Genomic DNA, 19,971 nt, shown 5'->3' with positions numbered 1-19,971 from the left:
ATTAAACATAGAGAGAGCTTAACTATGAAAAGACAAGGCGGTTTCACCCTAATCGAACTAGTGGTTGTAATTGTTATTCTGGGTATTCTTGCTGTAACTGCGGCACCACGTTTCTTGAATCTGCAAGATGATGCGCGTGCATCTACTCTCGATGGTTTACGAGGTGCTGTAGCTGGTGCAATGGGTATTTCTTATGGTAAAGCCGCTATTGCAGGCATAGAAACGCTTGAAGTAGATGCTGGTGATTTGCCTGCGACTACTAGAGACGATATCGTATATTCTTTCGGTTACCCTACTGCAGCAGAAGATGGAATCTTAGAGTCTATTGATTTGTCAGAAGAGTTTGTTGTTCTTCAAAGTTCAACAGGTGATGAAGCTGACCATGAAAATACCACGATTGATATCGGTTTAACTGGCTTTACTACAAACTGTGTTCGTTATACTGCTGCCACAGCCGCTGATGAACCTGCTGAAGTTGCTGTTATAGCTGGTGCTGCTGGGACTGCTTGTGGTGTCCCTGCAAACTAACTGAGTGATAAGTTGAATCAATATGAAATGGCCAGCACCTGCTGGTCTTTTTTCTTTCTATCGCTCATAAATATTAAAACGATTCATATACATAAGACCATCAGTTTCGTAATCTTGTATAATCAGTATTCGCTAGACCGTTAGAGGCTCATTATGGATAACAGCCCCACATCCAAAGGCTTTACCCTTGTAGAGCTGATCATCGTTATCATTATCCTCGGTATTATTTCAACGTTTGCCGCGAGTCGCTTCGTTGGTACTTCTAGCTATTCCACTTTTACTGCGCAAGAGCAAATTATCTCGGTGATTCGTCAGGTTCAAGTGAATCGCATTCAAACCAATATCCCCAACTTATACAATTACTGTAACGATACGAGTAACCTTGATCTTCAAAAACTTTGTCTGCGCAGCCGCATAACTATCAATGCTAGTTGTATTGGTAGTTCAAGAGGTTGCAGTGCTAGTGACCCTAACTCTCGGAGCGATTTAGTTGTAGCTGATCAAGTCTCGTTTAGTACTACACCTTCAGTGTCACAAATTACGTTTGATCTTCTCGGTAACCCGCTTGATACCGCCAGTAGTGGTGTGAGCATCTTGATTACCTCAGCGCAAAACCAAGCCAGTGTGTGTATCAATTCTCAAGGTTATGTGAGTGAAGGGGCGTGTCTATGATTCGCTCACGTGGTTTTACTCTGATTGAAAGTATTGTTGTGATTATCGTACTGGGTATTGCGATGGTGACGATTAGTAGTTTTTTAGCACCACAAGTGGCAAGTTCAGCAGACCCACAATATCAAAACCGTTCCGTGGCCTTAGGCCAGAGTTTGATGAATCAAATTTTAGCTCGCGGCTTTGATGAACACAGTGATTTTGATGGTGGTCTGGTGCGTTGTGGGGATGCTGGTGCGACGGCTTGTTCTGCCCCTAATGAACTGGGAGTGGATGGGGCAGAGACTGCGCCCGCTGCTTTTAATGATGTCGATGATTATATTGGATGCTGGTACACCGATACCACTGAATCAGCATGTGTATCACCTATTAAGTACCCACTTGCTAATATCCTAGATGAAAATATCGAAGACAGTTATGCCAATTTCCGTGTTGAGGTCTTGGTGTTTTATGACGAAGACATGGACGGGCTTAACGACAATGTAATTGGAACGATGAAGCGCGTTGAGTTACAGATATTTGGTGGTAACAACCGTTATAGCTTGGTTGCTTACAAGGGGAACTACTAATGAAACAACGTGGTTTTACTTTGATAGAAATGATCGTAACCATTGTTGTGGTTGCCGTCATTGGCCTAGCGATTGCAGGCTTTGTTGAATATGGCATGAAAGGTTATGTCGACACTATCGATAGACAAAAGGTGCAAGTAAAAGGGCAGTTTGTTGTTGAGAAAATGTCGCGAGAGATAAGCCACGCAGTTCCCAATAGCTTCACTGAAGTTCAGACTTTTTTACCTACACTTGCTTTTGATAGAAAGTGTCTTTCATTCTATTCGATCAAATATTCCGGTTTTTATCACTTCGATGAACCAGGCAATCAATTGGACTTCATTGTTGGTCAAGATGCCCCAAGTCTCTCTGTAGGAGATTATCTTATTATAAATCCAAGTAGTTTTAATGATTTGGCAGTGGAGTCCAATAAACGAATTGACGTCTCGGGTGCAGTTCAGAATACCAACTCTTTCAGTGTTACAGCTTTGAGTCTTGTGAGTGAGTCTATTGCAAAACGACACTATATTTATGAAAAAAACAATCATGTCAGCTTCTGTATAGTGAACAATACTATCGAAGGACAAGGTGTCATTGAGCGTAATGGCGTAAGGGTCACAGATAGCGTTAACTATACAAAAAGTAACTTCCGTTACGAAGAGCCAAGCTTACAGCGCGGTGGTGTGATTCATATCGAACTTGTGCTTGAGCAAAACAACGAAATCAGTGTTTATCAACAAGATGTGCAGGTACTCAATGCGCCATAGTAAATCATCTCAACAAGGGAGTGTTTTGGTCGTCGCGGTATTTGTTATCGTGGTGATGGGCTTCCTCGTGACTTCTCTAGTGCAAGTCCAATGGTCAAATCACGATACATTGACCCGTAAGCAACTTGGGACACAGGCTTGGTTGCTAGCACACTCTGCGAATGAGTGGGCACTTACTCAAGTGTACCCTTTGACTGTATCTCCCGCGGTTTCAACAAGTGTTAGTGCAGCGTGTGGTAACTTAAATTCAAATCAAGTGAGCAGTGGGATGTCGACTATCTGTACAGTTGAAGAGTTAACTTGTACTCCGATCGGAATTTTAGATGATGTTGGTTTTTTTAAGATTGAATCAACAGCCATTTGTGGCTCAGGTATCAACCAAGTACAGCGTATTCAAGAAGTTTGGGTGAGGGAGTCAATACGATGAAAGCATGTAGATATATTTTAGTTGCCTGTTTCTGCCTATTCCCTTTGATCGCGACAGCGTCGACTTGTAACGTAGATCCGAGCGGTGAATTTAAAATATCATTTAATATCAATTCCGCCCAGCTTGTTGAATCTGTGTTTGCAGAGCAAGAGCCCGGAAATAACCGCCCGGAATACACCATCTGGACCAATGATATTAATGAGCCTACGGTGGGAGATACGCCCTTTATTCGCGATCCTCGTTACATGGTTGGTGGGGGAGACTATAGTGTTCAACTGATTTATCAGCCGGGAGCGGGAAATGATGCCGGAACCGCAGACTACTACGTTGACGATGGGCAGGGTTTTACTTTTTTAGGCAATTACCCCGCAGACTTTAAAGGTATTCACCCGCAAAGCGTCGATATTAATAGTGGGGACAGTACTGAACTAGAATGTGACAGCTCGGATATCGAGCCACCGCCGGTTTATTCAAACGATGCTCAGTATGAATTTGGTATCGTTCAGTGCTCTGGTGGAGAATGTAAGATCCCACTGACTCAGTCTTATACCAACACGCCACTGGTGTTTGTGATGCCAACCATTGATTCAAGTGCCCCTGACGCGGATGCTCCTGCAACGTTAATGGTTACCGAGGTAAGCAAAACCGAAGCGACCATCAAGCAGATTAAGGCGCCAAAGAATGGCGGTGGTTCAGATTTAGATAGCCAACCGATAACAGAAGTCAGTTACCTTGCGATTGAGCCCGGTGTGGCCGATTTTAATGGCCATGAAGTCATAGCGGGTTATTTGAACACCGATGCAGCCAGTGCTAAATCAGGCTCAAATAGTAATGATAGAGTCCTTTATAGCGATTTTGGCGGAGCTGGCTTTTCTTCTAATCCGGTGGTATTGCATCAAATTCAAACTCGAAATAACAATGATAAATGGATGACCTCTGGCAAGGTTAGGCGAACCGATGAAACGTCATACATTGATTTGTTTTTGGAGCTAAGTGCTTCTCACCGCAGTAACGATGATTATGACGATGAGAAGATCGCGTTTTTAGCGACGTTAGCCACCAATACTAACCTTGATGTTGATGGTTTTAAGGTTCAATTTGCAAGAGGGTATGATACGCCAAGTCAAAGCGGTAATGACCCAATGTTGGATGGCTGTGAGGATAAGTATGCTACCACCTCTCTAACGAATATTGACGGGATCATAGCTAATAAACAAGAGAGGGCTGGTGGACACGGAGGCTGGCTACGTCGATGTAACATTAACACGAACCAAGTTAGCTTTGTTGTAGATGAGGACTTTAGAGACCGCACGCATATTCCGGAAGAAGTGGGTTACTTTGCGTTTGAGTTACCTGAGGTGGTTCCTGTTGCCAACGTGTGTAACTTGTTTCCCGAGCCCATTCAGAGTTGGACTGGTGTGAATAGCTCATTGACGGTTACCAGCCAGCAAACAAAAATTAGCGGCTGGTCTAATAACTATATTAATCAATCTTTAAAAAAGGTCTCTGAAGGCTATGAGCTCTTTAATGATAAATGGACAACAAAAGATGACTTTTTATTATTGGGTTTTGATGATGCGAGTGAGTTTTATCATATTTATAATTTTCCAGTGTGTGATGAACATCAATGTGATGTTGGTAATAATGATAGCCAACTTGAATTAAGAAAGATTAAAGGCAGTTACGTAACCTCTATTGCAGAAAAAAATCCATCAGAAAGTTTAACCATTACGGGCAAGGCTTCGGATATTTTGCAGAGCTGCGGAGCGGACTCAGAGATATGTTCTTACCAAATTAACGGTGAAACAATAGATGTTTTCATTGAGAGTAACTTGTCTAAGCTCGTTATCAACAAGCAGGGGAATGATTATAATCTAGTTCGAGTCGTCTTAGATGAAGACAGTTATATCTCAGATGTTAAAGTTAGTGGAGGGGCGGGTGTAGAACTGGTTTTTCCTGATAATTCCACGGCGACCTTTGATAATTATGAGCATGATGCAGGAGATTTGGTATATGCCTTTGAGGGCAACTCTCAAATAAATGTGATAACACGTATGAAGTTTAACTTGGCAGTTGATATACAATCTGACTTCGCTTATCCCATTATATACGCTCCTAAAGGTGAGGTCATATTTGACGTTGGGAACTCTACTTTCAAAGGATTTATTCTCGCAGATACTGTAGATTTAAATCAGACAGCTATTCATGGTGCCGTGACAGCGAGAGTCGCCGTGCTTGATAATGGTGTAACGATAATCAAACCTGATTATTCTTGTGAACCCCCAGTACAGCAAGGATTATTGGTTGTAGAACCTCAACAATTATATAGCCTAACCTGTGAGCGAATTCCGGTTGAGTTTCGCCTAGAAGAGAATGGCGAATTGGTCGACTCTAATGAGCAGTTTGAAGCGACGGTAACCCCAACGGGAACGCGATGGTGTACGGGTGAAGCTAACAATGCGTGTGAAACTCCGGATTATACGTTTGATGGTGGCATTCGAACCTTGTATTTAGACTCTGATACGGTTGGTAGTTTCAGTGTTGGGGGAGTCTACGATTCAGAGCCCGCAACATCGACACAAGTTTTTTATGTGCCCTATAAGTTTGATACAAGCCCAAGCCAAATACATATGAATGCAGCTCAAGACTCTCAAGAGTTAGTGGTAGAGGTGACGGCTCAAGCTTGTGATCAAGGCGTTGTTAGCCCAGTAAATGGCTATACTAAAAACTTATCATTTGATGCTTCTAAAGATTACTTTCTTGAAATGCCTACCCCTGAAGATGGATCACTTGATGACTTCTCAGTTACAGATCTAAATTTTGATAATGGTGGTGCTACAACTGAAGTAAATTGGAGCAATGTTGGGCAAGTTAATGTAGTTATCAATGATCCTAGCTTTGATTGTTCTGAAATTGAAGGGTGTCCTATTTATGAACAGCCTGATTCCGCAAGTTCGGGGTTGGTTGGTAGCTTTGTTGTCAAATCTAAACCTTATGAGTTTGCTGTATGTACTGATAGCGATTCAAGTGGAACGAGTACAGAATCCAGTAGTAGTGGCTTTGTTGCAGCGGGGGAGAGCTTTGATGTGGACGTGAAACCCATGATTACCGGAGCTAATGTAAATTCCGTATGTTCAAATAATGTAGGTGTTCCTTCGAATTATTTTGTGTCTCAAGCTTCGATCAGTGTTTCCCATTATTTAGACACACCAAGTGAGGGTGTACTTGGCTATTTGATGCCCGACACGATATCTCCGAGTATTTCAATTAGTGATCAGTCAAATGGTGGGTACCAACTTGATGGGTTAACCTACTCAGAGGTAGGAAGTTTTGAATTGGTTGCAATTGAAACGGGTAACTTTTATAGCACCATTGCCCCTCCAAATGGTGATTCAGGTGTCACTGGGTCTAAAACTATCGGCCGTTTTTACCCCAAATACTTCATGCAAGGTGACCCTGAGTGGAATGTTACAAATCAAAGTGATATTGCATACTTAGACCAACCTTATGACTCAACCGTTCATCAGGTATACCCAATGGCATCAGGTGAAAGCAGTGTTGGTAACGCGCTTAACAACTATCAATTCTTTGCCCCGAGCCTACAAGCCAGTTTTGGTGTTCTAGATGATACAGCTGTCGATAATGGGTTCTTGCTGGATACTGAGGCAGGCACTTGGTCTACTGATCGTAAGCATTGGTTGTTGAACGATAGTGCCGCTGTTCTTCAGCGAGTTACGGATTTGGATGACGTTAGCCGCAGAGATGCACCGTTTAATACTTCAGATGCTAACTCCACTATTACCCACTTTGGCTTGACTGTTGCAGGAGTTGATCCTGTTTCATTTACTGACTCTGATATTTTGACTGATTCTGTCGAGTTTCCGGTCCAGCCTCCAGCTCGTTATGGTCGAATGGTGCTAGATGATATTGGTGGCAATTCTGATACTACTCTAACTATTCCATTGCGCGCTGAGTTCTGGGATGGCAGCGAGTTTATTGTTAACGAGGATGATGACCGCAGTACCTTCAATGGGGCTAATACTTGTAAACAAGTTATTTGGCACAGTGAAGGGGCGGCAACCACTTTAGTTTCATTTAACGGTAGTGGAAATGTGGATGATGGAGAAGAAGAGGTCACAGCAAATCAAAATACGCCTGCAGGAACAGACGCGCCACGTGAGCAAGTTCGTCTGTGGTTAAGAATGGATGACTCTGAGCCTGATAGTGATGGCGGAAATAACATCTCATGTAGTGGCAGTGATCAAGATCAACCATGGTTGCGCTACAACTGGCGTCAACTAGGCGATGAAGATCCCTCCACCGTCGTCACATTTGGTATCTACCGTGGTAACGATCGTGTGATCTACCGAGGTGAAAGTGGCTTAACAGGTCAGTAATAATATAATTTTTGCCCCTTAAGTTAGGAATCTGTAAGAAATTGCGGGTTTCAGTCCATGTTTGTACTTCAATGCCTTGCCGTAACAGCAAGGCATTGGTACATTTAGTACAATTTTTGTCTTCTAATTCTTGCAGGATGAGCGAAGAATATGTTTAAAAAACTTCGTGGCATGTTTTCAAACGACCTATCGATTGATTTAGGTACAGCCAATACCCTTATTTATGTAAAAGGCCAAGGCATTGTTCTTGATGAGCCTTCAGTTGTAGCTATTCGCCAAGATCGTGCGGGTTCTGCAAAGAGTGTCGCTGCTGTTGGCCACGCTGCTAAGCAAATGCTTGGTCGTACGCCTGGTAACATCTCAGCGATCCGTCCAATGAAAGACGGTGTAATTGCCGACTTTTACGTAACGGAAAAAATGCTTCAGCACTTCATCAAACAAGTGCATGACAACAGTGTGCTTAAACCAAGTCCTCGTGTTTTGGTTTGTGTACCTTGTGGTTCAACACAGGTTGAGCGTCGTGCTATCCGTGAATCAGCGTTAGGTGCTGGTGCTCGTGAGGTTTACCTAATCGATGAGCCTATGGCTGCTGCGATTGGTGCTGGCCTACGTGTCTCTGAGCCAACAGGTTCGATGGTTGTTGATATCGGTGGTGGTACTACTGAAGTTGCGGTTATCTCACTGAACGGTGTGGTTTACTCGTCTTCTGTTCGCATTGGTGGTGACCGTTTTGATGAAGCGATCATCAACTACGTTCGTCGTAACTACGGCAGCTTGATCGGTGAAGCGACAGCAGAGAAGATCAAACACGAAATCGGTTCAGCTTACCCTGGCGATGAAGTCGAAGAGATCGAAGTACGTGGTCGTAACCTTGCTGAAGGTGTGCCTCGTAGCTTTAGCCTAAACTCAAACGAAATCCTTGAAGCACTTCAAGAACCTCTATCTGGCATCGTATCTGCAGTCATGGTTGCACTTGAACAGTGTCCACCAGAGCTGGCTTCTGATATCTCAGAAAACGGTATGGTACTAACAGGTGGTGGTGCACTGCTTAAAGACCTTGATCGCCTGTTAACAGAAGAAACAGGTATCCCTGTTGTTGTTGCAGAAGAGCCATTAACGTGTGTTGCTCTAGGTGGCGGTAAAGCTCTAGAGATGATCGACATGCACGGCGGCGATCTGTTCAGCGAAGAATAATATCTAGTGTTAGGCTCTTTTCTTATCTAGTTTTATGTAAAGAGCCTAGGACCTTGTCTATAGGATCAAATGTAGCTCTAGGACCAAATATAGAATGAAGCCAATTTTTGGTAGAGGTCCCTCTCTACAATTGCGCCTGTTTTTTGCTGTAATTTTATCAGCCAGCCTTATGCTGGCTGATAGTCGTTTAGATGCTTTCTCAAATGTTCGCTATCTATTAAACAGCATGGTTGCACCTATTCAATATGCAGCCAACTTGCCTCGCACTATGTTCGATGGTGTTTACGACCGTTTTAGCACTCGCAAAGGGTTAATTGAATCCAACCATAATATTAAACGAGAGGTCTTGCGACTGAAGAGCGAGCTGATTCTGCTTGAGCAATATCAAGAAGAAAACAAGCGCCTTCGTAAGTTGTTAGGATCTCCGTTTATCCGTGATGAGAAGAAAGTCGTCACAGAAGTTATGGCGGTAGATACTTCACCATATCGTCATCAAGTCGTGATCGATAAAGGTCAGATTGATGGGGTGTACGAAGGTCAACCGGTGATCAACGAGAAAGGCATTGTGGGTCAAGTGACCTTTGTTGCTGCTCATAATAGCCGTGTCCTTCTACTCACTGATGCAAACAATGCGATTCCCGTGCAGGTTATTCGTAATGACATCCGTGTGATTGCTTCGGGGAATGGCATGATTGACGAGATCCAGCTAGAGCACATTCCAACCAGTACTGATATACAGGAAGAAGATCTGTTGGTGACATCGGGTCTTGGTGGGGTGTATCCAGAAGGTTACCCAGTCGCCTATGTTACTGCCGTTGATTACGACCCGAAACGAGAATTCGCTGTGATCAAAGCAGAGCCTGTGGTTGAGTTCGACAAGCTCAGATACTTGCTGCTTGTATGGCCTGATGAAAATAAACAGATGCAAGCGGATCAATCCAGCATAGAACAAGCATTGTTAGAGGATGAAGATGGCCAATAGCGTTTTAAGAAGCAAGGTCGTAATTGGCTGCTCATTTTTAGTAGCCCTTATTCTGCAAACGATCCCTTGGCCTGGTAGCTTAGATCTATTTAGACCATCTTGGTTGCTGCTGGTTACGTGTTACTGGGTTTTGGCTCTGCCACATCGTGTTAACGTAGGTAGTGCTTTGATTCTAGGCTTATTGTGGGACCTTTTGATCGGTTCTACTCTGGGTATTCGAGGTATGATGATGGCAATAGTGATGTACATTATTGCCATGAACTTCCTCGTTATTCGTAACATGGCGCTATGGCAGCAAGCGATGATCATTGCTGCATTAACGGTGTTGTTTGAGGTATTGATCTTCTTTGGTGAATATTTGATCCAAGATGTCGTTTTCAACCCATTATCGCTATGGAGCGCATTGATAAACTGTATACTTTGGCCTTGGATGTTTTTATTAATGAGACGCGTGCGTCGCCATTGGCATGTGAGGTAGCGTGACGATGGAAAAGAAACATTTAGTTTTGGCATCCGGCTCTCCACGCCGCAAAGAATTGCTATCTCAACTCGGTTATGAGTTTTCTGTCCTCGTAACCGATGTTGAAGAGTGTAAACACGCTCAAGAAACCGCCGAAGAATATGTTAAGCGACTATCTTTAGATAAAGCTTTAGCTGCGTTGTCTTTATTGAAAGATACCCCTTCTGAAAGGCAGCATGTCGTTCCTAGTTCTGATACTGTAGATCATGGCTCTGATATAGTCGTTCTTGGTTCTGACACAGTCGTCGTAAGCCAAGGGCAAGTGCTTGAGAAACCCACCGATTTTGCTGACTCTAAGCGCATGCTTACTCAGTTAGCGAATGAACGTCACCAAGTGATGACGGCGGTTTCTGTGGTTTCAGAAGAAAAACAAAGAACAGAAATCATTATTACCGACGTATGGTTTAAACCCCTCAGTGAAAAAGAAATAGAACAATACTGGCAAACAGGGGAGCCATGCGATAAAGCCGGTAGCTATGGGATCCAAGGTTTGGGCGGACGCTTTGTCACCCGAATCGAAGGTAGTTATTACGCCGTTGTCGGCTTACCTTTATTTGAAACGGACCAGCTACTGCAAGAATTCTTATAATTACTAACCTGAGGTGCACCATGAGTGCTGAATTGTTGCTGAACGTGACCCCGAGTGAAACTCGTGTGGCCATGATTGAAGGGGGGGCTCTTCAAGAGATCCATGTCGAACGAGATGCTCGACGCGGTATCGTAGGAAATATCTATAAAGGACGTGTAAGCCGTGTTCTTCCGGGAATGCAGGCGGCTTTTGTGGATATAGGCCTTGAGAAAGCAGCTTTTTTACACGCCTCTGATATTGTCCCACACACTGAATGTGTCGCTGAAAACGAAAAGAAACAATTTCAGGTTCGTGATATTTCAGAGCTTGTCCGTCAAGGGCAAGACATTGTGGTGCAAGTGGTCAAAGACCCTCTTGGTACTAAAGGTGCTCGCTTAACCACTGATATCACTCTACCGTCTCGTTATCTGGTATTTATGCCGGGCGCAAGTCATGTTGGTGTATCTCAACGTATCGACAGCGAGTCTGAACGTAACCGTCTTAAAAAAGTCGTGTCTCGTTACTGTGACGAACACGGTGGCTTCATCATCCGTACTGCGGCTGAAGGCGCTGACTCGAATGAACTTGCACAAGATGCCGCTTTCTTGAAGCGACTTTGGCTAAAGGTTCTTGAGCGTCGTGGTAAACACAAAGCGCGCACTCGCTTGTATGGTGAACTTTGCCTAAGCCAACGTATCTTGCGTGATTTTGTCGGTACTGAGCTGAGTAAGATTCAGGTCGATTCTCGTCTAGAGTATGAAAACCTAAAAGAGTTTACCTCTGAATACGTGCCAGAGCTGACAGACAAGCTTGAGCTGTATGAAGGTGATAAGCCTATCTTTGATATGTACGATACCGAGAACGAAATTCAGCGTTCATTGGATCGTAAAGTCGAATTAAAGTCTGGTGGATATCTGATTATCGACCAAACTGAAGCGATGACCACGGTTGATATCAACACTGGTGCGTTTGTTGGTCGTCGTAATCTAGAAGAGACGATTTTCAACACCAATGTAGAAGCGACTCAAGCGATTGCTCGTCAGCTGCGTCTACGTAACTTAGGTGGCATCATCATTATCGACTTTATTGATATGTTGTCTGAGGAACATCGTAAGCGAGTACTAACTTCTTTAGAGGCTGCGCTCGACAAAGACCGTGTGAAAACCAATATTAATGGCTTCACGCAGCTTGGGTTGGTTGAGATGACTCGTAAACGTACTCGTGAAAGTATTGAGCATATCCTATGTTCGAGCTGTCCTGCTTGTGAAGGCCGCGGCAGTGTGAAGACAGTTGAAACCGTTTGTTATGAAATTCTTCGAGAGATCACGCGAGTGAATCGTGCGTACGACGCCGATAAATTTGTGGTCTATGCGGCAGCTGCCGTAGCTGAGGCGTTAGAGGGCGATGAATCTCATGCGCTTGCGGAGCTTGAAGTCTTTATTGGTAAGCAAGTTAAAATCCAGGCTGAGCCTCTGTACATACAAGAGCAGTTTGATGTTGTTATGATGTAATGGAAATTTTGTGAGCTCAAGCGTTACTCTGATTCTACGTGCATGTTTATGGTTAGTGGTTACTCTCTTAGTAACGCTAGCCATTGCCGTTACTACACTGCGTGTAGCCTTGCCCAATTTAAACAAGTATCAATCTGAAATTGAGCTTTGGGTAAACCAACACTCCGGTTTTGATTTTTCGATTCAAGACGTGGGCGGTTTTTGGCGTAACACTCACCCCTCTATTGCTCTGCAAGGCGTTAAAGCTAGCCTCCCCAATGCAGAAGATGTGACCTTCTCTGTTGAGCGTGTTGAAGTCGAGTTTGACTTGATTCAATCGCTCGTGCAGATGCGCCCGGTTGTGGCCGATCTAGTCATGAATCAAATGTATCTTGATATCCGCTCAATTGATCTGTTTGCCGGACAAAATGGCAAAGACGAACCTACAGATCCCGAGTCTTCCAAGCGAGTGATACAAGAGCTCGATAATTTACTGCTAAAAACACTCGTCGATGTAACTGCAAAAGATTCTTCTATTCTTTATCACTCTGTTTCGGGTGAAGAACGTCAGCTCGATATAGAAACCTTAAAATGGCAAAATTCAGACAAACATCACCTTGCTGAAGGTGTGGTGAGTATCAAAGATGCCAATCTAAACTCTCTGTCAGTGAGTGCTAACTTTATTGATGGTGGGTCACTGACTGATGTGACTGGTGAGTTTTATGTCAGTGCCGACAGCATTTCTGTTAAGCCATGGCTTACGCATTATATGCAGGCGGAATCCGGCATTGAAACGGGTACTGTGAGCTTGAATAGCTGGCTTACGCTGCGAAATAGCAAGCCAGTGAGCGCTTATGTTGAGGTTTTACCCTCAGAACTGGCGTGGAACGAAGATGGCGAGCATGACCTCATGCTTGAGTCCGGTGTCTTTAAGTTGTCGCCGACTGATGATGGTTGGCAAGTAAATGGTCACTCACTAAACCTTAGAACGGATGACACACCTTGGCCGGAACTCGACGTAGCGTTCAAGTGGAATCAAGGTCCATGGCAACTCAACATTTCTGAGCTGGATATTGCGACTATTACTCCGTTGATTAAGCTGCTGCCTGACTCTGAACAATCAACCAAAATGATTAACGTATTGGCGCCGGGCGGCTCTGTTTCTGATATCCGTGTTTCCATGGGTTCGGGAATTGACAGTTTACGTTATTCAGCCAGTTTTTCTGATCTTGCTATCGAGCAGTGGGAACTAGTCCCAGGCTTTAGCCAAGTGTCTGGTAGTGTGTTTGGTTCGGCCTCGGAAGCGAAAGCTAGCCTGCATGTTATTGACGATGTGTTCCCTTACGGTGACGTATTCCAAGCTCCTTTGAATATCAAACAAGGTCAGGTTGATATTGTTTGGCAGCAAGATGAAAACGGCTGGAGGCTGTGGTCAGACAAAATCACAGCTGCCACCCCCGATTTACAAGTACTAGGCGCATTCCGCTTAGACTTCCCAAAAGATGCGAGCCCGTTTTTATCCTTCTACGGCGAAGCGGACGCTTACAATGTCGGTGAAACATGGCGCTACTTACCTACACTGGCTCTTGGGCAAGATCTAACAGACTACCTTTCAACTGCGATTCAAGCCGGTAAAGCGGATACCGTAAAACTGTTGTGGCATGGTGATTTGTCTCAATACCCATACACTAACCACGATGGTATTTTCCAGGTTTGGGTTGGCTTAGAAGATGCGAAATTCAGCTTTGATACCGCGTGGCCACTGATTACTGATCTTCAGCTTGATCTGTTGTTTGAAAATGATGCGATGCATCTGGATTCTCGCTCAGCTCAACTGATGGATGTGACGGCAGATCGAATCACAGGACGCATTCCTTATTTAGGGGAAGGCGGCCATATTGAAATTGAAGCTAAAGCGACGGCGTCTGGCAACGCAGTACGCGATTACATGACGTCTTCGCCACTGGTGGGCTCGGTAGGCGCAGCCTTAACCGCACTTCAAGTGAGTGGTGATGTCTCTTCTGAGTTCCAGCTGAATATTCCGTTTGATTCTGAAAAAGAAGCAAGAGCATGGGGTTACGCCGACTTAAGTGGCAACCATGTTGAGATTGAAGCGCCGCCAATGGTGCTCGAGAACACCACGGGTCGAATTGAATTTGATAATGACGTAGTGACGGCAAATGGCCTCGCTGCGGATCTGCTTAACCAAGGTATCTCGCTTGATTTTAAGGGCCTTAATGATGGTCCTGGCTATGCAGTTGATATTGATGTGTTAGGTGATTGGGACGTCAAGCCTCTAGAACCTTACATCGGTGAGCAATGGTTAAGCCGCTTATCAGGTCATGCGCAATGGCAAAGCCAGATTGATATCCAGCTGAATGATATCGGCTTTACCTACCAACTAGACTTACAGTCAGACCTAAAATATTTGGCGAGTGATTACCCATATCCATTGGCGAAAAAATCACTAGAAAGTGGCTCTGCAAGGCTACAGGCATCGGGTAACCAAGAGACGATTACCGCGCGCCTGCAATTGCCAAACACCAAGTACCAAGCTGAGATTGATATCACAGGCGACGTGCCTGAGTTAACGGCGACCAACTTAGTGCTTGGTCGCGGTGGCTACAAAATTAGCCCGGTGGTGGGCCATCACGCCCTGATTCGTACAGACAAATTCAATGCCGATGATTGGTTATCGGTTGTAATGGAACCGGTAAAGCCTTCAACGGCTGTACTTAGTCAAATGAACACGCCAACCATACCTGCGCCAAGCCGTATTACCTTTGAGAGTAAAGAGCTGATCTTGGGTGGTATCTCTTGGAATGACGTCGATTTTAGTGCTAGTAAGAACAAACAGGCGTGGCAAATGGAAGTGTCTAGCCAAGAGCTAGAAGGGGATATTAACTACCTGCCTCCTTATGATTTGACAGTTTCACTGGATCGTCTGCATCTGTTTGTTCCTGAGTGGAATGATAAGAACAACCAAGATCAGCAACTGCTGCAACGTAAAGAACAAGCTGCGCCATTGATATCCAAATTGGATAGAGAGATCCACGATGCGATGCCAAACCTGACCCTGACGCTGAACGACTTTTGGCTGCAAGGCTACAAGGTGGGTAAGGTCGATGTTGAAATGACGAGGAACGAAGATCGTATCGAGTGGAACAAAATCCAGGTGCGAAGCGGCGGTAACAAAGCGGATGTGAGTGGCTGGTGGGAACTGCAAGGTGACAAGAGTCATTCATCGTTAACCGTTGATGTTGAAGGTGAAAACAACAGCGAGCTCATGGAGCGCTTTGGTATTACTTCCGGGATTCAAAAAGCGCCATTCGCGTTGGAAGGTCAACTAAATTGGGATGGTTCGCCTTGGGGAATCAAAATGGATACCCTTGATGGCAACGTTAAAACCAAGTTTGGTAAAGGCATTATCTCGGATGTGAGCGGCGCAGCTCGATTACTTGGCCTGTTTAGCCTAGATTCGATCATCCGTAAGATGCAGCTCGATTTCTCAGATGTGTTTGATAAAGGTATGGCCTTCAACAGCATCACCGGAACGGGCGAGATTCAAAATGGTATCTTCCTGACCAATGATCTGAACATGGATGCGGTCGCAGGTGAGATGAAAATCAAAGGTATCGCTAACCTCAACACGCGTCAGGTTGATGCTGAGGTGAACTTTACCCCAGATATTACCTCGGGTATTCCCGTATTAACGGCCTTTGCGGTAACCCCTCAAACGGCGCTGTACGTATTGGCGGTGACCACGGTTATCTCGCCAGTTGTGGAAGTCTTTACCCAAGTAAATTATTCGGTGAAAGGACCATTGGATTCACCAACGGTGAGCGAACTTTCTCGTAGCTCTGGCGAGTTTCATCTGCCAGAGAAGCTGAGAAAATTAGCCGAATAGGCCTTAAATTAGCCGAAAAGACCTTATGCCCGAGTCAGCGAATATACGGTGAAATGCTGATTTCTGAATCATAATGAATGGAGGAGCGATACACATGGATTGTGTTGGGTTGATTCAAATGACATCTGGCCCCAGCCCTGAATTGAACTTTGAGTACCTTGCTCAAGAAGTTGCAAAGTGCAAAGAGTTGGGGGCTAAGTGGGTTGTTTGCCCTGAAAACGCGTTAGTTTTTGGCAGTAAAGCCGACTATCACCAGTGTGCTGAGCCTTTTAATGATGGCCCACTGCAAAAGAAAATCTCTGAGCTAGCAAAGCTTCACAGAATTTGGATCGTCATTGGCAGTATGCCGATAAGCACAACTAACGGAGTGACGACCACCACCTTGGTGATTGATGATTTTGGTTGCCTCGTTGCTCATTACGACAAGCTACACATGTTTGATGTGGATGTCGCTGACGCCCATAAGTGCTATCGAGAGTCGGATATTTTCACTCCGGGCAACCAAGTTGTGACAGCGGAAACGCCTTTTGGTCGCTTAGGTTTGAGTATTTGTTATGATGTGCGCTTTCCACACTTGTATTCAGAGTTACGTAAGCAAGGGGCACAAATCATTGTGGTGCCTGCGGCTTTTACAGCGGTAACGGGTCAAGCGCACTGGGAAGTACTATTAAGATGCCGCGCGGTTGAAACACAGTCGTGGATTGTCGCGGTAGGTCAAGGCGGAAAACACCCTTGCCAAAGAGAAACATGGGGACACTCAATGGTGGTTGATCCATGGGGACGAGTGGTCGCACAGTTAGACCAAGATCCTAAAAGTATGGTGGTTGAGATAGACACATCCAGTTGCGAGTCCATTAGGCAAAATATGCCCATCGCGCAACACTCTCGATTTACCAATCAATTTTAATTACAAACAAGAGCCATCTATGAGCATTAATCAAATTGAAGAAGCGCTACTGAACCCGACAGGGCTTACGGAGCAAAATATCGCAGATACATTGGCGAGTATTGCTACCCGCCAAATTGATTATGCTGATATCTACTTTCAGTCAAGCTGGCACGAATCTTTAGTGCTAGAAGACAGCATTATTAAAGACGGCTCTTTCAATATCGATTGCGGTGTTGGCGTTCGTGCAGTATCTGGTGAAAAGACTGGTTTTGCTTACTCTGACCAAATCCAATTGGATGGTCTTAAGCAGAGCGCAATTGCGGCTCGTGGTATTGCTAAACAAGGTCAAAACGGCAAGGTTCAAGCGTTCAAACGCAACTCTAATCAAGCTTACTATGATGCAGTTAACCCGCTTGCGAGTTGGGAAAAACAGCAGAAAACAGAATTACTAAAATCATTAGATGCTTACATTCGCACTAAAGAGCCGATGGTGACTGAAGTATCGGTGAGTTTAAGTGGTGTGCATGAGCAGATGCTGGTTGCTGCGACTGATGGCACTTACGCTGGTGATATTCGTCCGCTGGTTCGCTTGTCTATTAGCGTACTTGCACAGAAGGGTGATCGTCGTGAGCGTGGTAGCGCTGGTGGTGGTGGCCGTTTTGGTTACGACTTCTTCTTAAGTGATGACAAAGGCACTCAAGTTGCTTACCAATTTGCGGATGAAGCGATTCGCCAAGCATTAGTTAACCTTGAAGCGGTTGCAGCGCCTGCTGGTGCCATGCCTGTGGTTCTTGGTTCTGGTTGGCCGGGCGTTCTGCTGCATGAAGCGGTAGGCCACGGTTTAGAAGGCGACTTCAACCGTAAAGAGTCGTCAGTATTCTCCGGCAAAGTTGGTGAGCAAGTAACTTCAAGCCTATGTACGATTGTCGATGACGGTACATTAACGGATCTACGCGGTTCATTGAACGTCGATGATGAAGGTGTTAACGGTCAGTACAATACGTTAATCGAAAACGGCATCCTAAAAGGTTACATGCAAGATAAGCTGAACGCTCGTCTAATGGGTGTAGCACCGACAGGTAATGGTCGTCGTGAGTCATACGCGCATCTTCCAATGCCACGTATGACGAATACATACATGCTACCGGGCGAACACACACCGGAAGAGATCATCGCGACGGTTGAGAAAGGTATCTACGCACCGAACTTCGGTGGCGGTCAGGTCGATATCACATCAGGTAAGTTCGTATTCTCAGCGTCTGAAGCGTACATGATTGAAAACGGTAAGATCACTCACCCAGTGAAAGGCGCGACGCTAATCGGTTCTGGTATCGAAGCGATGCAGCAGGTGTCTATGGTGGGTAACGACCTAAGCATCGACCGTGGTGTGGGTGTGTGTGGTAAGGCTGGTCAAAGTGTGCCAGTGGGTGTTGGTCAACCAACATTGAAACTAGACTCGCTAACCGTTGGTGGTACTGAGTAATTCAGACTAACCTCTGCCGACTTACTTCAAAATATTAAATTGAAAAGCGCCTCCAATGTGAGGCGCTTTTTGTTTTTAGATTACTGATTCAGTGAGCGTATAGAGTCACTACATGTTCTCTTCCGCAAACTCAGCTAGTCGGCTACGCACCACACCATTGAGGTGGATGTTGGCACTGCCTTCGAAGTTTTTAAAACGCTCAACCATGTAGGTTAAGCCTGAAGTCACAGGGGTTAGGTAAGAAGAATCTATCTGCGCTAAGTTACCTGAGCAGACGATCTTAGTACCTTCACCACAACGGGTGATGATGGTTTTTATCTGTGAAGCGGTGAGGTTCTGACACTCATCCAAAAGCACAAAGGCATTTTGAATCGAGCGGCCACGCATGAAGTTGATTGATTTGAACTGGATATTGGCTTTGTCACAGATGTACTTCATCGAGCCTTCTGTGCAGTGGTCGTTCTTGTGCAGCGCTTCCAGTGTATCGGTCACTGCGGCTAACCAAGGCAACATTTTCTCTTCCTCTGTACCCGGAAGGAAACCTATCGACTCACCAATATCAGGGGTGTTGCGGGTTACGATGATCTTATCGAATTGCTTACGTTCAATGGTTTGTTCAAGTGCAGCAGCCATAGCAAGCAGTGTCTTACCACTACCTGCGGCGCCAGTGAGAATCACAAGATCAATATCAGGGTCGAGCAGCGCATCAATCGCCATGCCTTGATAGACGTTCTTTGGTGTGATGTCCCATGCTCTGCGATTCATCAATCTTTCGCGGCTGAGGTCTCTCAGGGTAATGCTTTCCGGCTCAATCTCCTCGACTCGAGCGGCAAAGTCACTTTCTTCGTCAATCACATATTGGTTGAGGAAGGTTGGCTCGAACGGCGCTCTTGCTAAGGTGTGCAGCGTCTTGCCGCCTAAACTTCTGCTCTCGACATTATCGATACCATCCCAAAATGAGCCTTCCAGTTGTTGGAAGCCTTTGGTGAGGTATTGGATATCATCAATCAGTTGGTCAGTTTGATAGTCTTCAACAAAACGTACACCGGCGCCTTTTGCTCGTAAACGCATATTGATGTCTTTGGTGATGAGAACCACTTCGCGTGGTGCGCGTTTATTTTGAAGATAGAGGACAGCGTTGAGGATTCGGTTATCGCCCGCCTTGTCATCGGCAAAGGCTTTGATGCTTTCTTGAAGTTCGTAGTCAGCGAGTATTGAAATACTGCCAGATGCATTTATGTCTTTAGAAAAAGGGATGCCTTCCGATATTTGGTCTGGTGTGGCTTCCCTGAACAGGTCTTCGAGCGTTCGAATCGCAATTCTCGCATCTCGAGCAACGTCTCTTTTACTGTCTTTGATTCTGTCGAGTTCTTCTAGCACTGTCATGGGGATAACGACATCGTGCTCTTGGAAAGAAAATATAGCGAAGGGTTCGTGAAGTAGGATATTGGTGTCTAAAACAAATAGCTTCCGGTTGGTCTCGCCCATAGCATCTCCTTGCCGACGTGCGGCTTGCCTTGCATTCATTGAACGTAGATAAAGCTCATATAAAGATTAGTATCTGATTCTGGTGATAGTCAACTACTCACCTAAACTTCATCT

General features: G+C 45.1%; 15 protein-coding genes. 14 read left to right on the top strand and 1 reads right to left on the bottom strand.

Annotated features, from left to right (window positions below):
• Positions 1-24: 24 nt before the first annotated feature.
• The 14 genes from AB4329_RS06135 (at position 25) to tldD (ending at position 18,369) form a co-directional block, all read left to right on the top strand.
• On the top strand, positions 25-528 hold the full coding sequence (locus tag AB4329_RS06135; protein ID WP_136973955.1) for a type II secretion system protein: 504 nt from the start codon (positions 25-27) through the stop codon (positions 526-528).
• A 153-nt stretch (positions 529-681) separates the two neighbouring features.
• A complete protein-coding gene (locus AB4329_RS06130; protein WP_372137833.1) occupies positions 682-1,200 on the top strand; it encodes a prepilin-type N-terminal cleavage/methylation domain-containing protein in 519 nt (172 codons plus the stop codon).
• Positions 1,197-1,766 carry a prepilin-type N-terminal cleavage/methylation domain-containing protein gene (locus AB4329_RS06125; RefSeq protein WP_372102341.1) on the top strand — a complete coding sequence of 190 codons (570 nt, stop codon included), beginning with the start codon at positions 1,197-1,199 and terminating at the stop codon, positions 1,764-1,766. Before AB4329_RS06130 ends, AB4329_RS06125 begins: the two co-directional genes overlap by 4 nt.
• Positions 1,766-2,512, top strand: a complete 747-nt coding sequence (locus AB4329_RS06120) for a prepilin-type N-terminal cleavage/methylation domain-containing protein (protein WP_102398236.1) — start codon at positions 1,766-1,768, stop codon at positions 2,510-2,512. Before AB4329_RS06125 ends, AB4329_RS06120 begins: the two co-directional genes overlap by 1 nt.
• Positions 2,502-2,939 carry an MSHA biogenesis protein MshP gene (locus tag AB4329_RS06115; protein WP_372137831.1) on the top strand — a complete coding sequence of 146 codons (438 nt, stop codon included), beginning with the start codon at positions 2,502-2,504 and terminating at the stop codon, positions 2,937-2,939. The genes AB4329_RS06120 and AB4329_RS06115 overlap by 11 nt, the downstream gene beginning before the upstream one ends.
• Entirely contained in the window at positions 2,936-7,336 is a 4,401-nt protein-coding gene (locus AB4329_RS06110) for a DUF6701 domain-containing protein (RefSeq protein ID WP_372137829.1), read from the top strand. Before AB4329_RS06115 ends, AB4329_RS06110 begins: the two co-directional genes overlap by 4 nt.
• A gap of 150 nt (positions 7,337-7,486) precedes the next feature.
• On the top strand, positions 7,487-8,530 hold the full coding sequence (locus AB4329_RS06105; RefSeq protein WP_017062957.1) for a rod shape-determining protein: 1,044 nt from the start codon (positions 7,487-7,489) through the stop codon (positions 8,528-8,530).
• Positions 8,531-8,624: 94 nt separating this feature from the next.
• The gene (gene mreC, locus AB4329_RS06100; protein ID WP_048657962.1) at positions 8,625-9,512 is read left to right on the top strand and encodes a rod shape-determining protein MreC; all 888 of its coding nucleotides are present in this window, start codon (positions 8,625-8,627) and stop codon (positions 9,510-9,512) included.
• On the top strand, positions 9,502-9,990 hold the full coding sequence (gene mreD / locus AB4329_RS06095) for a rod shape-determining protein MreD (RefSeq protein WP_004735926.1): 489 nt from the start codon (positions 9,502-9,504) through the stop codon (positions 9,988-9,990). Before mreC ends, mreD begins: the two co-directional genes overlap by 11 nt.
• Before the next feature lie 7 nt (positions 9,991-9,997).
• Positions 9,998-10,621 (top strand): nucleoside triphosphate pyrophosphatase, encoded by a 624-nt coding sequence (locus tag AB4329_RS06090; RefSeq protein ID WP_136973950.1) that lies wholly within the window; start codon positions 9,998-10,000, stop codon positions 10,619-10,621.
• Positions 10,622-10,641: 20 nt separating this feature from the next.
• A complete protein-coding gene (gene rng, locus AB4329_RS06085; RefSeq protein WP_017061363.1) occupies positions 10,642-12,111 on the top strand; it encodes a ribonuclease G in 1,470 nt (489 codons plus the stop codon).
• A 10-nt stretch (positions 12,112-12,121) separates the two neighbouring features.
• On the top strand, positions 12,122-15,997 hold the full coding sequence (locus tag AB4329_RS06080) for a YhdP family protein (protein ID WP_372137828.1): 3,876 nt from the start codon (positions 12,122-12,124) through the stop codon (positions 15,995-15,997).
• A 94-nt stretch (positions 15,998-16,091) separates the two neighbouring features.
• Positions 16,092-16,904, top strand: a complete 813-nt coding sequence (locus AB4329_RS06075; protein ID WP_017061365.1) for a carbon-nitrogen hydrolase family protein — start codon at positions 16,092-16,094, stop codon at positions 16,902-16,904.
• Positions 16,905-16,923: 19 nt separating this feature from the next.
• Positions 16,924-18,369, top strand: a complete 1,446-nt coding sequence (gene tldD / locus AB4329_RS06070) for a metalloprotease TldD (RefSeq protein ID WP_017061366.1) — start codon at positions 16,924-16,926, stop codon at positions 18,367-18,369.
• 108 nt (positions 18,370-18,477) lie between these two features.
• Here the strand turns inward: tldD and AB4329_RS06065 are convergent, their stop codons facing one another.
• Positions 18,478-19,857, bottom strand: a complete 1,380-nt coding sequence (locus AB4329_RS06065) for a PhoH family protein (protein ID WP_017062953.1) — start codon at positions 19,855-19,857, stop codon at positions 18,478-18,480.
• Positions 19,858-19,971 lie beyond the last annotated feature (114 nt).

It is taken from the genome of Vibrio sp. 10N.261.54.A5 (assembly GCF_041471145.1).
GTDB lineage: Bacteria > Pseudomonadota > Gammaproteobacteria > Enterobacterales > Vibrionaceae > Vibrio > Vibrio crassostreae_C.
This window is presented reverse-complemented; position numbering and strand designations above follow the sequence as displayed.